This window comes from Alteribacillus sp. HJP-4 (assembly GCF_042139015.1).
Classification (GTDB): domain Bacteria; phylum Bacillota; class Bacilli; order Bacillales; family Marinococcaceae; genus JBHIKY01.
The window spans coordinates 109,138-124,278 of sequence record NZ_JBHIKY010000006.1 but is presented as its reverse complement, the minus strand read 5'-3'; the positions used below and the strand labels follow the sequence as shown (position 1 = coordinate 124,278).

The window sequence follows — 15,141 nt, the reverse complement described above, 5'->3', positions numbered from 1 at the left end:
CCGATCGTATCTCTTTAGTGCTTTTATGCATTAAATGATAACATATTTATTCTTTCTGTTGCGACTGGTTCATAAAAATTGTTTAAAATAAACTTCTATTCTGAATGAATTCGAATGTTCGTATTTTACATTCAGAATAGCATTTGTGAAATTGATTCATTCTGTCTTTTGGTAAAAAAAAGTATCTGCAGAAGTCAGTCCGAACTGGGCCGGGTTAAAAATTTGTTCTGTACTGCCAACAAATAAAATACCTCCAGGCTTTAAGGAACTGCTGAAATTGTGAAATACTTCCTCCTTTGCTGTTTCTGTAAAGTAGATCAGCACATTTCTGCAGATAATTAAGTCAAATTGTTTCTCATATTGATCTGCCAGCAGATTATGTTTTTTAAAGGTAACTGCAGACTTTATATTATCCTTAATTCTATATCCTGGTGACTCTTTAACAAAGTATTTTTCAATATATTCTTTTGGCATTTCCTTCAATGATCGTTCAGTATAAAGACCTGCCTTTGCACGCTTAAGAATAACATTATCTATATCTGTTGCTAATATCCGGTGGTGGCTGAGGAAATGCTCTGCAGCGATAATGGAAGCCGTGTATGGCTCCTCACCGGTTGAACAGGCTGCTGACCATATATTCAATCGTGGGCTCCGACTAATCAGCTTCGGAAATATTTTCTTATTAAGTACCTCCCAGCGTTTTGGATTACGATAGAATTCGGAAACATTTATAGTCATTCTTTCCAGAAAATCACTAAGTACTATTTCATTTTTTAAAAGACCATTATGTAAAAAATCTTCGAAGCTTTTAAATGTTCTTTTTTCATAAAACGCTTTCAGCCTGCGTTTCATTTGAGCTTCCTTATAACGGGAGAGATCAATTCCCGTTTTCTTTTTCACACCTGACTTAAAAACCTCATAATCGTCTAAAATAAATTGTTCCGATACATTTTTCATTAGCTCTGCTGCTCCTCTTTCACTTAGGAATGCGATTAGAGACATTGTAACACGAAGATAAAAGTCCGTCCTGCATAGTTAAAAAGTCTGGGATATTAAGGTCTCTGGAAAGGTAAAAACGCTTCCGATTATCAACCTAGATAGTCGGAAGCGATTCGTTTGATCGTTTAAATTGTTTAATATTATGAAAGTAATATAGTATAAGAAAAGCTTTGGCTTTCGTCTTTTGAAATGACGAGAAGCCATAGCTTTTCTTTAGTGGGGTTTGTCCAAGTCTCTAAATCAAATTATTATTCATATCCATTCTGCAATCGTTTTTTTGTAAGTAACCAGTTCTTCACTCTTAAAAAAGATGCCGATTTCACGTTCAGCGCTTTCCGGTGAATCTGAACCGTGAATAATATTCATGCCTACCTGTATACCGAAGTCTCCTCGTATTGTTCCTGGGGAAGCATCCGATGGTTTGGTGGAGCCCATCATTTTTCTAGCTTCCTTGATGACATTTTCGCCTTCCCACACCATTGCAAATACTGGTCCCGAGGTAATAAATTGGACTAATTCTCCAAAGAATGGGCGTTCCTTATGCTCTCCGTAATGCTCCTTCGCAAGATCCTCTGATATGTTCATAAGTTTTGCTCCTCCGAGCTGAAAACCTTTTTTTTCAAAACGGGCTACAATTTCTCCAATTAAATTTCTTTGTACCCCATCCGGCTTTACCATAATAAAAGTTTTTTCCATTGTTTCACGCTTCCTTCCTATGTATCCAGATTTTACCGCTCTGATTATAACAAACTGTGAAAGCGTTAGCAATATGGATCTATTTTATAAGCGAGCAACACGAAGGTGCTCTTCAAGTGAATACTATTATTTATTAATGCTTTCTGCCTCCGATGTATTGAGCAATATCACGCAGTGATCGTCCGGCTGATATATCAGGTAGTCCGTCAAGAGCTTCAAATGCTTTTCGTAAATATTTCCTGCTGATATCTTTTGAATACTCAATACCGCCGGAAGTTTCTACTGCTTCGAGAATCGATTTCAGCTCTTCCGGATCAGGTGATTTGTTTACAAGGAGAGCCTGAATATCAGAGAATACTTTTTGATCGTGGCACATCGCATATAATGCTGGAAGTGTGACATTACCTTGCATCAAATCACCGCCGGCAGGCTTTCCAAGTTCTTTTTCAGTGCCGGTAAAATCCAAAATATCATCAATGATTTGATAAGACATGCCTACATTATACCCGTATTGAAAAAGTTTTCTTTGGTCTCTTTCTGAAGCACCAGCACTGATGGCGCCGAGCATGCAGCTCACCGCAATTAACAGGGCCGTTTTTCTTTTAATTCTTCTTAAATAGATTTTTAAGTTCTGATTCCAATTAAATTGATCTCGAATTTGTTCAATTTCTCCGAGACACATTTCAAGCATCGTCTGTGAAATCACATGATGAATATCTTCATTTTCAAAAAAGGCAGCTTTTTCAATCGCTTTTGCAAAAATATAATCTCCTGTGTACATAGCCACGCGGTTATCCCACTGAGCCTTGATCGTTTTTTGGCCGCGACGTATTTCTGCATCATCTATGACATCATCATGAACGAGTGAGGCCATATGAATGAGTTCAAGAGATACTGCAATATATTTCAGCCGTTCAATATCATAATGTCCGAATTTTGCTCCGAGCAGAACAAATACGGGCCGAATCCGCTTCCCCCCCGCCTGCAGTAAATGCAGTGACGCCTCACGCAATACCGGATGCTCAGCCTGAACGGACCTTTCTAATTCTTCTTCAATTTTTTTTATATCTGGTTTCAGATACATATACAAGTCCGCCAACTTCATTACATTCACCTTCAAAATAAGTATTGCACCTCGTTTCCGGCATTCCACATGTCAATGTCAAGAACCTGTTGTTTAAAGTAACCATGCTTGTACATAAGCCGGTAATAATAAAGGAGACCATCTTTTTCTTTTTTATTAAAATCATAAAACAGTGTTTGAAAATAGTCCTCCCAAAATGAAACAGATCCACCAACTGACTGACGGACAGAGGCTATCATATCTCTATAGTTCGTGCCAATTGCGATTTGTTTACTTCGAAGCATTTCCTTTTGGAGTGCTAAAAGAATTTCCGGCTGCTCTTCTGTTGTCTGTTTTCGCACCGTCATGAGTGCAAATGTCATCGGCAGACCGGTAAACTCGTACCATAGCTGACCGAGATCGTAACGATACAAATGTCTGTCGCTACGCCACAACGAACGAATCGCATCATCTCCTATTAACAGGAAAGCATCGGAAGCTGATTTCATTGTATCAAAATCAGGTTCAGCAACCTCAAATTCTATGTTTTCTAAATCATAAAACTCTCTTAATATTGCTTTTAATAGATGCACTGAGGTGGCACTTGCAGAAGTCAGTAATATTTTCGTATCCGCAAGCTCTTCAATATTCTTCTTTGAAAATAAAAATATCGATCCGACCTTCCCATAGGAAGAAACAGACATTCCAGGGAGCACTTTATACATATCAGCTGAGGCCCCGTATGCAAAGGATGAGATACCGCCGACGTCGATGGTTTCATTTTTCATGTCTTCATTCAAACCAGAAGGCACCTTTGGTATAAAATTGCATCCAAGTGTTTTTAAATATTCACGATCCATATAAAAAAACAATGGAAGGATATTAGAATAAGATATTTCTCCAACTCTCAAAGTCATGATGTGCTCCCCCACCTTTGAAATAACTGATGGGGCACGTCAAGTGCGTCCAGAATTTTTCCAACGACAAAATTAATCAGATCATCCATCGACTGCGGAACATGGTAAAACCCCGGCATGGCCGGGATGATATGGGCTCCTGCTCTCTCTGCTTTTAATAAATTTTCAAGGTGTATCCCGTTCAAAGGAGTCTCTCTCGGCACAAGAATAAGTCTGCGCCGTTCTTTTAACGTAACATCAGCAGACCGCTCCAGGAGACTCCCAGAGTTCCCATTTGCTATTTTAGACAGAGTCCCCATGGAACAAGGAACTACTATCATTGCTTCCGTCCGGTAGGAGCCGCTTGCGACAGGAGCTTTAAAATCCTGCAGATGATGAATGTCTATATAGTCCTCAAGTGCCGTCTCTCCAAATAAGTCGTTCAGGCATTTCTGCCTGTCTGAAGTATCTAATAGCAGTTCTTCCCGAAATACCTGCCAGCCGGCTTCACTGATGAGAAAATGCACTTTGTGCTCTGCTTTCACCAATTCCTTCGTCAGCCTCACACCATATATTGCTCCGCTTGCACCAGTGATAGCTACTGTATAGATTTTTTGTTGACTGTTCATAATATCATATCTCCAATCGTAAATAGCAGCATAACAACACTAATGATGCCGTTCATTGGAAAAAAAGCAACATTGACTTTTGATAAATCGTGAGGCTTTACTAATGAATGTTCATAAACCATTATCGCCCCTGCTATGAACACCCCTGCCACATAAAGCCAGCCTAATGGAGATAAGAAGAACAGACATAGTAACGAAACGAAGCTCACGATATGAAAAGATCGGGCAATCTTTAATGAACGAGCAATTCCAAATCGGGATGGTATTGAATAAAGCCCGTTACGTCTATCATATTCTGCATCCTGTGTGGCATATATGACATCAAAACCAGCAGTCCAAAATGCAACTGCCAAAAAAAGCAGCAGCGCTTCCGGATAGAGAGTACCCGTAGTCCCGACCCAGCCTCCGAGTGGAGCTATTGCTATAGTAACACCCAAGAAAACATGGCACAGCCAGGTAAAGCGTTTTGTATATGAATAGGCTGTTAAAAAAAATACGGCAACCGGAAGCAAATATACGGAGAGAATGTTCAGCTGGAATGCAGAGAAGAATAACAGCAAAAAGGAGCCTGAAATAAAAACAAGGCTTTGGGATTTAGAGATGAGTCCTGCCGGAATTGCTCTTTCCGCTGTTCTAGGATTATCTTTATCTATTTTTGCATCTATCAGCCGGTTTAAAGCCATGGCTGCACTTCTAGCACCCACCATGGCAAGAGTAATCCACAGCCACTCAAATAAAGTCGGCCAGCTTCCTTCTACTATTAAACTCCCGAGTACAGCACCTAAAAAAGCAAAAGGGAGTGCAAATAACGTATGCTCAAATTTTATCATTTCTAATATAATCTTTAATTTCTTCATAACAAGGCTTTCCTCACTTATCCTCTGTCACACCCTTGTAAGCAAAGTGAGCTGCAGCGGCTCCGAATGAATAAGAGCTGACCTGTACCTTATCAAATCCGGCTTCTGCAAACATAATTGACAGTAAATTTTTATTTGGAAACGACATTGTCGATTCCTGCAGCCAGGAATATTCTTTATATTTTCCTGCTATGTATTTACCAAGTAAAGGCATAACTTTTGTAAAATAAATAGAATACGCTTTATTCACCACACGCTTCTCCGGCTGGGAAGTTTCGAGACTGACGGCCAATCCCCCGGGTTTTAGTATTCTATACATTTCTCGCAGTACAGTATCATAATCAGGCACATTTCTAAGGCCGAAACCGATAGTGACAAAGTCGAAGGTTTCATCTGCAAATGGAATGTCCATTGCATTTCCGTGCAGTAATTCTATGTTTTCAAACCCAAGCCTGGCTACTTTTTCTTGACCTGCGCGCAGCATATTTTCACTAAAATCCAGACCTTTAATATACCCGTTTTCGCCTGCAGCTTCTGCAAGCTGTATCGTCCAGTCAGCTGTGCCGCAGCATAAATCAAGCGCAGATGCTCCCAGGCTCACGTTCATTTTTTTCATCACATCACGGCGCCAGTTCGTATGCTGATTGAGACTTATCACTGTGTTCATTTTGTCATACTTTTCGTGTATTGACTCGAACACTTCATGGACACGTTCTTCCTTTGGCTTGTGCATCTGAACACCCTTCCCTGAACCATTACCTTCTTAAACATTCATCCATTTTGACATTGTATCCTGCAAATAGGGGTAATCTTCTTGTATGCATGCCTCCCATTGCCGAATTAATTTTTGTGAATAAAAATCGATTTGTCTCTGAAGCCACCTCTTTACTTTATCAGTGAGCCATTCATCACCCGGCTGATGGTGCTTAGATTCCAGAAAATTATAAACAGAAGCTGAAATAGCTGAGAGATCCGCAACATAATGTGTGTTTTTTTCACGTACTAATCTTTTTAGAATAAAAAAGGTTTCTGCTAATTCAGCAAGCTCTACCTCATTGTAATGAAATGCAATATCCTTTATAAAACACCCTTCTACTACAACTATCCGATCCATCAGTTCTGTTTCTGAATCTCGGGAAAAGAAATGAAGAGACATTTTTTCTTCATTAATCCGCTGAATTGCATGACTAAAGACAGGTATGATCCGCTGGTGTGCTTTTTTCACAAGCATATAATAGTATAGACTGCTAAAAAAATCGCCAGCTAAAACCGTAAGCTGTGTCGGTTTTTTCTGGTGGTCGCAGTCATTTTTATCGTCCTTTACAATAACATTTTCGTGTGTCATAAAAGCTGACTGGACGAATACAGCAGATAAAATTTGTTCTTTTTTTTCATCGGCTGACAAAAAATTGGTATTTTTTAAAATTTCGAGCAGAAAAGAAATTAAATCATTGTCAATTTCCGGCTCAATAATATATTGCTTTAAGTATGGATGTGCTGTCATCTGTAAAAAGTCATTTTCAATACCGCGGATTTCTTCTGCCTGTATTTGAGCGTTGATCATGATGGAAGTCCCCCAAAATTAAGAATAAAAGAGGCATGTAAGCCGAAAATTAGTTCTTTATGTAGAAACAAGCCAGCGGACTTGCATATCGCTGTTATTATAGCATATTTTGAAAAAACCATTAAAGGTTTCCTCCACCATTCCGCCAATCAGAAGTCTTTAAGGTAAGAAATGGAAAAGAACTTCTGCTCTGTCTCGAAGAGTAGAAGTTCTCTGGCTGCTTTTTCATCAAGAGTCAGATTTCATTTCTCCATGACTCGTCTGAATAACCGCCCTGCCTCTTACTTTCACGGCTGAGGTATGTTCTGTAAACTGGGCAATCATGACTTCGCCTTTATCCAATTTCTCTGAATGATGAAAACGGGTATCTGTTCCTCTTGTTAACCCAATAACATTGACTCCGTCCTCTTCTGCTTTAATTACAAAAAAATCATCTTTACTACTCATACCATCATCCACCTGTTTCTTATAATATTATCCACGGTTAATTAAGGAGAGGACTTCGGCTCTGGATGCTTCATCCGTTTCGAATGAACCTCTTACTGCCGATGTAACAGTTTCGGCACCAGGCTTTTTTACACCTCTCATCGTCATGCACATATGCTCTGCTTCAATTACGACTATTACCCCGTGTGGCTGAAGGGTATCGACGATTGTATCGGCGATGGTTGAAGTGATACGCTCCTGGAGCTGTGGACGTCTGGCCACCACTTCTAAGGTTCGTGCTAGTTTGCTCAGCCCTGTCACTTTTCCACCTTTAGGGATATAACCGATATGCGCTTTCCCAAAAAATGGAACCAGGTGATGTTCACACATAGAATAAAACGGAATGTCCCGGACCAGCACCAGTTCTTCATGATCCTCACCAAAAACCGTTTGTAAATGATCAGCGGGGTTTTCTTTTAATCCTTGAAAAACTTCTTCATACATTTTCGCTACCCGCTTTGGAGTATCAGCAACTCCCTCTCTATCAGGATCATCCCCGACAGCTTCAAGGATCATCTTTACAGCTTTCTCTATTTTTTCATGGTCAAAGGTTTCCACCCTGTTTCCTCCTATCAACTGTAGGTTAACCTTTGAAAAATTTTAGCATAAGGACTGCTATAAAGCAAAAATACTAACTGGATTTTAATTAACGATAATATAATTATGTAAACAATTATCATGAAAAAATAACTGGCTGCCCGCAAATGATGACAGCCATACATGTTTATATTATAGGATAATCGCTATCAAACCGCCGGATCCCTCGTTTATAATCCTCTCGAGAGTTTCTTTTAATTTATAGCGGGCATTTTCCGGCATTAATGACAGCTTAGCCTGAATACCTTCACGAACAATGGAATTGAGAGAGCGTCCGAAAATATCAGAATTCCATATGGAGAGTGGATTTTCCTCAAAATCCTGCATTAAATATCGGACGAGTTCTTCACTTTGTTTTTCCGTTCCGATTATCGGAGCAAACTCAGACTCTACATCTACTTTAATCATATGAATAGACGGAGCTACCGCCCGCAAACGAACTCCAAATCTTGAACCCTGGCGGATAATTTCTGGTTCATCCAGACTCATATCGGACAATGCCGGAGCGGCTATTCCATAACCAGTCTGTTTAACCATCTTTAATCCTTCGCTCACTTGATCATATTCACTTTTGGCATAAGCAAAATCCTGCATTAACTGCAGCAGATGATCCTTGCCTCTAATTTCCACACCGACTACTTCTTTTAGAATCTGGTCATACAGCGGGTCTGGAGCAAATAAATCAATTTCTGCGATCCCTTTGCCCATCTCTATTCCTGTTAACCCAGCATCTTCGATAAATTCAAACTCCGTGGCAAATTGCTGTACTACGCGATCAACATCGCGGAGCCTCTTAATATCTTTTACGGTGTTACGTACAGACTTTTCATAATCTTCCCTGAGCCAGTGAGATTCCCGCAGCACCATTACCCAGCTTGGCAGGTTTACATTTACTTCATGCACAGGGAACTCAAATAGTACTTCTCTTAATACATTGTGAATATCGTGCTCTGTCATACTTTCTATACTCATAGCAAGAACTGGAATATCATGCTCTTCTTCAAGCTTATTTCGAAGTGCCTGAGTTTCCGGATGATGAGGACGCACCGTATTTACTACAATGATAAAAGGTTTTCCAACTTCTTTAAGTTCTGATATAACTCTTTCTTCTGCTTCTAAATAATCCATCCGGGGAATATCCCCGATCGTTCCGTCAGAAGTAATTACTACACCTAACGTTGAATGCTCCTGGATTACCTTTCGTGTTCCAATTTCAGCTGCTTCCTGAAATGGAATTGGATCCTCATACCATGGAGTGTTGATCATCCGAGGACCGTTTTCATCCTCATACCCTTTTGCACCTGGAACTGCATAGCCTACACAGTCGACTAAACGAACATTGACATCAATGCCTTCATCGACTTCAAGTGAAACTGCGTTATTAGGTACAAATTTCGGTTCCGTTGTCATAATCGTTTTTCCGGCTGCACTTTGCGGCAGCTCGTCTTTTGCTCTTGCCCTTTCTGCTTCGCTTTCCATATTTGGCAGAACTACGAGCTCCATAAATTTCTTAATGAATGTGGACTTACCGGTTCGGACTGCTCCAACTACTCCAAGATATATGTCTCCGCCGGTCCGTTCCGCGATATCCTTAAAGATATCAATCTTTTCCACTAGATCCCCTCCTGTTCGGTTCATCTCCGATACCGGTTTTTCATGTATGACAATACATTCTATGACATTGTCCGAGGGATATGACTTACTTTGATTTATAAAATAGAAAATCCTTGTCCGCAGCACGGCGGGCAAGGATTAGTCTGTTTCCAAAAATTCGGGTTCATTATTATTATCAATCGTGTATGGAACGGAAAAAGCAGGGACAATTGGATAATTGTCCGTTAATACAGGCATAATATTATCCCCAGGCTCAAAATTATGTTCATGCTCTCTTAAAGCTATGTTAAGGTCAATGGAATAATCAATCAATACCTTTCCATTTTGATTAATAAGCAGGGGAAGAGTGGTATTAAAATAAGGACTTTCCACTTTTGCCTCGCGGTGATAATCCAGCCGCTCCATATCTATTTTATAGACATTCGGACCGACCGCTTCCTTAATAGGAGCATATTCGTTCTTTTTAATATAAGCCTGTATTTCCCTTTCAAATGCCTGTATTTCATTCATTACCCGCAAATCTATAACTTTTACTTCAGCTTCCTCCTCCGGGTCAATAATTACATATTGAAACGGTCCGCCGCTTTCGAAAGAATTCCCGGGCGGTTCCTGCAGATATCTTGGCATCATTTTCCGAAAATCTACGACATACTTTTGGTATTCCGGTATATTTTCATCCCTATTCTGAATAGGAAGTACACCATTATCTTCTCTATACTGTTCCACTGCCTGCTGTACCGATGCAAGCTGATTTTCATAAGGAACCTGGTTTTCTGCACGTTCTGATTCCGGAAACATGCAGCCGCTAAGAATCAGTAAAGAAAGAATAGCCATTGAAAAAATTTTTATAGCTGCAGAAGGCAACTGACTTCACCTCCATTACACTTACGCATCCGCAAGCGGTCCTCTAAACACCACTGCAATCACAATCAATCCTGCTATCACTAAACAAATAAAAGATATCGTTAAAACGAGATACCTCCAAAAACCTGAAAGCTTCTCCCGTCCCAGCACAGCGGCACCTGTAGATATAAACATTAAAAATAAACCAAAAAATGAAAACCACATATTCTGCAACGCGGTCATGTTACTTCCTCCTTTAACAGCCCATATTATAACATAAGCGTACTGGATAAAAGCTGTCCGCAAAAAGATCGTCTAGAATTGTTCAAAAAATCGTTATTTGCTGCTAAGTACGATGTTCTTACGGCCGGTTATAATCGATCTGGAGTCGTCGCCTTACACTACAATCGAATGTTCGTGTTATATATTCAGAATAGCATTTATGAAATTGATTCATATATGTAAGAGAAACAATAAACCAGCAGGCAGGGGCTTTGCCGGCTGGTTTTTCATCCTATATTCTTTCCTGATTTTACAGCCTGAATTCTTTTCCATTTACTATATTCAAACGTAGAGCGGTGAGAGTATGCATATGCCTTAATGCGAGAGAAAAATTTATTTAGACTGAAACCATTTGTTTAACGAAGCAAAGTCCATCGGTATATTTTGGTTGGTAATTGCTTGAACCAATTCGTCTTCTTTTTCCTTCGGCACCCTTTTGCCAGCCATACGCGCAACTTCCCTTATTACGTTTCTCACAGTTTTTTCATCTTTAAAATCAGCACCCTGAAGAGATTGAACGAGTTGAAACAGGTCATCTTGCTTGACGTTGGTTTTTTTGGAAATATGATCGAAGACAGAATCTCCCCGACGTTCTCTCATACTGCCCGCCTCCCTTCCGCAACGTGTTCAAATTATACTATGCACGGAAAAGGAAGGGGTTCCTTATTTATTGCTGTTTTCATCAGACTGATCAACATGGCTCCACTGCTCTTGAAATTCTGTGCCCATCAGTGATGATACGTTCTCGACTTCGTGCTTTCGAACTCTTCCCATCAGTTGTTCTGTAGCCTCCTGGGGAGTTTGTCCATTAAATAATACATTGTAGAGTGCATGAGTAATCGGCATTTCAACCTCTATCCGTTCTGCAAGTTCATGGACTGCCTGCGTGGTACGGACTCCTTCCACCACCATGCCCATTTCATTAAGTACAGTTTCAAGACTTTTTCCCTGCCCGAGCTTATACCCTGCCCTCCAATTACGGCTGTGGCTGCTTGTACAGGTTACAATCAAATCACCGAGTCCTGAGAGGCCTGTAAACGTCAGTGGGTTCGCTCCTAATTTTATGCCAAGCCTTGCGATTTCTGCGAGACCTCTTGTCATAAGAGCAGCTTTCGCATTATCACCATAGCCCAGTCCATCCGTTAGTCCGATACCGAGAGCAATAATATTTTTTAAAGCCCCACCAATTTCGACCCCCAGCAGATCTTCATTCGTATAGACTCGAAAATGATGGTTCATAAACATATCCTGCACTCGTTTCGCCGCTTCGAGATCTCTTGATGAAACTGTTACTGTGGTCGGCTGCCTCTGACAGACTTCTTCTGCATGGCTTGGGCCGGATAATACTGCGAGTGCTGCAAATGGTCTACCTTGCAGTTCCTCCTCAATCATTTCCGATATTCTTTTCGAACTGCCCGGCTCGATACCTTTTGACGCGTGAATAATGATCTGATTTGCCTGCAAGAATGGTTTTACCTGCTTTACTGTCTCTCGTACAGCTTTAGTCGGCACAACTAACAGAACAGCTGCAGCGTCTGAAAGACAGGACTCTGTTTTGACAGTGGCTCGAATATCAGCAGACAGGGAAGCATCGGCTAAATACTTTTCATTTGTATGAAGGTTGTTAATTTCATCTGCCTGTTCCGCACGTCTTGTCAGGATCTCGACTTCATACTTATTATCAGAAAGAACTACTGCCAGTGCTGTCCCCCAGCTCCCTGCTCCAATTACTGCTATTTTATCTGTCATTGACTTCTCTCCTTGTACGTTTCGTGTAAGCTATTTTGAGCAGATTTTATTTTCCGTTCCATTGATTAAACGCTGTATATTGGTGCGGTGTCTCCATATGGAAATAATCCCAAGCAGGGCTGTCAAATAAAAGTAAGTGATCGGATGATCATAATGAGAGACCGTAAGTATGATGAGCAGCGGGGTGAAAACTGCAAATATTAAAGATCCAAGCGAGACATACCTGGTTAATATTATTGCCAAAATTGCAGCAATTCCAACATATACGGCAGGAAAAAATACAAGGGTTCCGACTACTCCTACTGCTGTGGCCACCCCTTTTCCACCTTTGAATCCATAATATAGCGGCCAATTGTGCCCAAATATAGCAGCTAATCCTGCAAGTGCCGGTGCCAGCCCTTCAATCTGCCCTAATGGAGTTAACGCCGGCAGCACTCCTGTATTTTCAAGAATTACTGCAATCCATACAGCAGCAACCCCTTTTAGTATGTCCAGGGAAAGAACAAGTACAGCCGGTCCTTTTCCAAGAACTCTTAAGGTATTTGTTGCTCCGGCGTTGCCGCTGCCATGCTGCCGAATATCAATTTTTTTAACTTTTTTTGCTATCAAATAACTAAAGCTGATTGAACCAATCAAATAAGCTGACAGTACTGAAATAATAATTTCCATTTTTTCTCCTCTTCCCAAAGAGTTACCATGTTATTGCCTTTAGTCATTTTTCTTTCTGGCAATTATCTTTATCGGTGTTCCTTCAAAATGAAACGCTTCGCGGAGTCGATTTTCAAGAAAACGACGGTAGGAAAAGTGGAGCAGCTCCGGATCATTTACAAATAATACGATTGTTGGAGGTGCCACAGCGACTTGAGTAACATAATTAATTCTCAGTCTTCTGTTATGCTCTGTCGGGGTTGGGTTCATCGCTACTGCATCCATAATAACGTCATTTAATACATTTGTAGGAACACGCAAATTATGGTTGTCTGCTGCTTCTTTGACTACGGGCAGCAGATGCTGGAGCCGCTGCTTCGTTTTGGCTGACAGGAAAATGATCGGGGCATAGGATAAATATTGAAATTCATCTCTAATTCTCTCGGTAAATTCTCCCATCGTTTTGTTGTCCTTATTGACAGCGTCCCATTTGTTTACCACAATGACAATCGCTCTGCCGGCTTCATGAGCAAAGCCAGCAATCTTTTTATCCTGTTCCCTGATCCCCGTCTCCGCGTCAAGTACTACTAACACTACATCTGAGCGGTCAATAGCCCTGAGAGCGCGCAGCACACTATATTTTTCAGTCGCTTCATATACCTTTCCTCGTTTTCGCATTCCGGCAGTATCGATAACAACATACTCCTGATCATCTTTTTCAAAAATGGTATCAACAGCATCTCTAGTTGTTCCCGGAATATTGCTGACTATTACTCGCTCTTCTCCTGTCACCGCATTTACTAGCGAGGACTTTCCAACATTCGGCCGTCCGATCACGGCCATTTTGATAGTGTCCTCGGAATAATCTGCTTCCTGTTCTTCAGGAAAATGATTGAGTACTTCATCAAGTAAGTCGCCAAGACCCAGACCGTGGGCACCTGAAATACCGAACACCTCACCTGTGCCGAGCGCATAAAATTCATAAAGCTTTTCACGCATTTCATAATTATCAATCTTATTGACTGCTAAAATTACTGGTTTTTTTGAACGGCGCAGCAATGCTGCTACTTCCTCATCTGCACCGGTGACACCGTCTCTGCCATTTGTGATAAATACGATTACATCAGCTTCATCGATGGCTATCTGGGCCTGCTGTTTCATTTGTACGAGCAGAGGCTCTTCACTGATTTCTATTCCGCCTGTATCAATTACATTAAATTCGCGGTTCAACCATTCCCCTGCTCCATATATTCGATCCCTTGTAACGCCGGGTACGTCCTCTACGATCGCCATTCTTTCCCCAATAATTCGATTAAAAATCGTAGACTTCCCTACATTTGGACGACCGACGATTGCAATAACTGGTTTAGCCATTATATTATTCTGTCCTTTCCATCATACATCTCTGCTTATTACTATACTTGCCTGAAGTCATAAAGAAAAGAGGCAGTCCAATATTTAAATTTCTATTGGTTCAGCCTCTATTTCTATACTATCTGAAATTATTAGAGCGCATTTTATTGTAGCAGATTTATTGTGAAGCCGGCAAACCTGAATGTGTTTTATCTGCTCTTTTAGACCATTTTTCAAGAGAGATTTCAATCCCATGAAGAACTGTAATCCCTGCATGGACTAAAAGCATTACATTCAATAGAACAGGATCTCCTAAAACAATGCTTTTCGTTAACGGAAATAAATGGACCTGATAAATCAAGGTGCCGCCAAATATACTGAGAACAGAACCAGCCATTCTTGATTTGAAATCATCAAATAATAATAAGATAATGAACCCAAAGCCCAGCGTTAACGTCAACGTTTTACCATAAAGAAAAATAACTGGTTCCATCCATTCTGCCATGAAAACGGCCGCAAATAAAAATGATAATGCGATGGACATGCCCACCACGTACCAGCGGGAGAAAAGAGTAATCGCCGGCAGTGTATAAAATCCAAGAAAGACCAGTAATATATAAAAAATAGAAACAGTCATGAAATAAAGGTCCCAGGTGAGAGGATATATAATAATAGCAAATAAGAGAATGATTGATCTTGATAGTGATGGCCGCGGAAGCATAAATACTGAAATAATCCATAGATACCAAAGTGAAATCAGCCAGAACACTGCATACACCCCTTTTTACTGACCATCTTCACCAAAAGCTTTTCATTTTATTCCTCAGCAGCATTAATAATAGTACCATTAAAAAGGCTCTGCAAA

The 15,141-nt window shown here is 40.5% G+C and carries 18 protein-coding genes; all 18 read right to left on the bottom strand.

The window, feature by feature from the left end:
* Window positions 1-156: 156 nt before the first annotated feature.
* Window positions 157-957: a CheR family methyltransferase gene (locus tag ACE4RR_RS07500; protein ID WP_375534790.1), complete on the bottom strand. Its 801-nt coding sequence runs from the start codon at window positions 955-957 to the stop codon at window positions 157-159.
* Between the two features lie 294 nt (window positions 958-1,251).
* Complete coding sequence (gene ndk, locus ACE4RR_RS07495; protein ID WP_375534789.1) at window positions 1,252-1,695, bottom strand: nucleoside-diphosphate kinase; 444 nt, start codon at window positions 1,693-1,695, stop codon at window positions 1,252-1,254.
* Between the two features lie 133 nt (window positions 1,696-1,828).
* Entirely contained in the window at window positions 1,829-2,800 is a 972-nt protein-coding gene (gene hepT, locus ACE4RR_RS07490; RefSeq protein WP_375534788.1) for a heptaprenyl diphosphate synthase component II, read from the bottom strand.
* An 11-nt stretch (window positions 2,801-2,811) separates the two neighbouring features.
* Window positions 2,812-3,675 (bottom strand): menaquinone biosynthesis protein, encoded by an 864-nt coding sequence (locus ACE4RR_RS07485; protein WP_375534787.1) that lies wholly within the window; start codon window positions 3,673-3,675, stop codon window positions 2,812-2,814.
* Window positions 3,672-4,283 (bottom strand): UbiX family flavin prenyltransferase, encoded by a 612-nt coding sequence (locus ACE4RR_RS07480; protein ID WP_375534786.1) that lies wholly within the window; start codon window positions 4,281-4,283, stop codon window positions 3,672-3,674. Before ACE4RR_RS07480 ends, ACE4RR_RS07485 begins: the two co-directional genes overlap by 4 nt.
* The gene (locus ACE4RR_RS07475; RefSeq protein ID WP_375534785.1) at window positions 4,280-5,140 is read right to left on the bottom strand and encodes a UbiA-like polyprenyltransferase; all 861 of its coding nucleotides are present in this window, start codon (window positions 5,138-5,140) and stop codon (window positions 4,280-4,282) included. Before ACE4RR_RS07475 ends, ACE4RR_RS07480 begins: the two co-directional genes overlap by 4 nt.
* A gap of 13 nt (window positions 5,141-5,153) precedes the next feature.
* Window positions 5,154-5,873, bottom strand: coding sequence for a demethylmenaquinone methyltransferase (locus tag ACE4RR_RS07470; protein WP_375534784.1), 720 nt, complete (start codon window positions 5,871-5,873; stop codon window positions 5,154-5,156).
* Window positions 5,874-5,903: 30 nt separating this feature from the next.
* Window positions 5,904-6,704: a heptaprenyl diphosphate synthase component 1 gene (locus ACE4RR_RS07465; RefSeq protein WP_375534783.1), complete on the bottom strand. Its 801-nt coding sequence runs from the start codon at window positions 6,702-6,704 to the stop codon at window positions 5,904-5,906.
* Between the two features lie 228 nt (window positions 6,705-6,932).
* Window positions 6,933-7,151 (bottom strand): trp RNA-binding attenuation protein MtrB, encoded by a 219-nt coding sequence (gene mtrB, locus ACE4RR_RS07460; RefSeq protein WP_375534782.1) that lies wholly within the window; start codon window positions 7,149-7,151, stop codon window positions 6,933-6,935.
* Window positions 7,152-7,178: 27 nt separating this feature from the next.
* Window positions 7,179-7,748, bottom strand: a complete 570-nt coding sequence (gene folE / locus ACE4RR_RS07455) for a GTP cyclohydrolase I FolE (RefSeq protein ID WP_375534781.1) — start codon at window positions 7,746-7,748, stop codon at window positions 7,179-7,181.
* Between the two features lie 171 nt (window positions 7,749-7,919).
* Window positions 7,920-9,401, bottom strand: coding sequence for a stage IV sporulation protein A (gene spoIVA, locus ACE4RR_RS07450; RefSeq protein ID WP_375534780.1), 1,482 nt, complete (start codon window positions 9,399-9,401; stop codon window positions 7,920-7,922).
* A 138-nt stretch (window positions 9,402-9,539) separates the two neighbouring features.
* Complete coding sequence (locus tag ACE4RR_RS07445) at window positions 9,540-10,265, bottom strand: hypothetical protein (RefSeq protein WP_375534779.1); 726 nt, start codon at window positions 10,263-10,265, stop codon at window positions 9,540-9,542.
* A 21-nt stretch (window positions 10,266-10,286) separates the two neighbouring features.
* On the bottom strand, window positions 10,287-10,487 hold the full coding sequence (locus tag ACE4RR_RS07440) for a DUF2768 domain-containing protein (RefSeq protein ID WP_375534778.1): 201 nt from the start codon (window positions 10,485-10,487) through the stop codon (window positions 10,287-10,289).
* Between the two features lie 372 nt (window positions 10,488-10,859).
* Window positions 10,860-11,126 (bottom strand): stage VI sporulation protein F, encoded by a 267-nt coding sequence (locus tag ACE4RR_RS07435; protein ID WP_375534777.1) that lies wholly within the window; start codon window positions 11,124-11,126, stop codon window positions 10,860-10,862.
* Between the two features lie 63 nt (window positions 11,127-11,189).
* A complete protein-coding gene (locus tag ACE4RR_RS07430; RefSeq protein WP_375534776.1) occupies window positions 11,190-12,275 on the bottom strand; it encodes an NAD(P)H-dependent glycerol-3-phosphate dehydrogenase in 1,086 nt (361 codons plus the stop codon).
* A gap of 30 nt (window positions 12,276-12,305) precedes the next feature.
* Window positions 12,306-12,944, bottom strand: a complete 639-nt coding sequence (plsY, locus tag ACE4RR_RS07425; protein ID WP_375534775.1) for a glycerol-3-phosphate 1-O-acyltransferase PlsY — start codon at window positions 12,942-12,944, stop codon at window positions 12,306-12,308.
* 39 nt (window positions 12,945-12,983) lie between these two features.
* Window positions 12,984-14,297: a ribosome biogenesis GTPase Der gene (gene der / locus ACE4RR_RS07420; RefSeq protein WP_375534774.1), complete on the bottom strand. Its 1,314-nt coding sequence runs from the start codon at window positions 14,295-14,297 to the stop codon at window positions 12,984-12,986.
* A 157-nt stretch (window positions 14,298-14,454) separates the two neighbouring features.
* Window positions 14,455-15,045 (bottom strand): YphA family membrane protein, encoded by a 591-nt coding sequence (locus ACE4RR_RS07415; protein WP_375534773.1) that lies wholly within the window; start codon window positions 15,043-15,045, stop codon window positions 14,455-14,457.
* Window positions 15,046-15,141 lie beyond the last annotated feature (96 nt).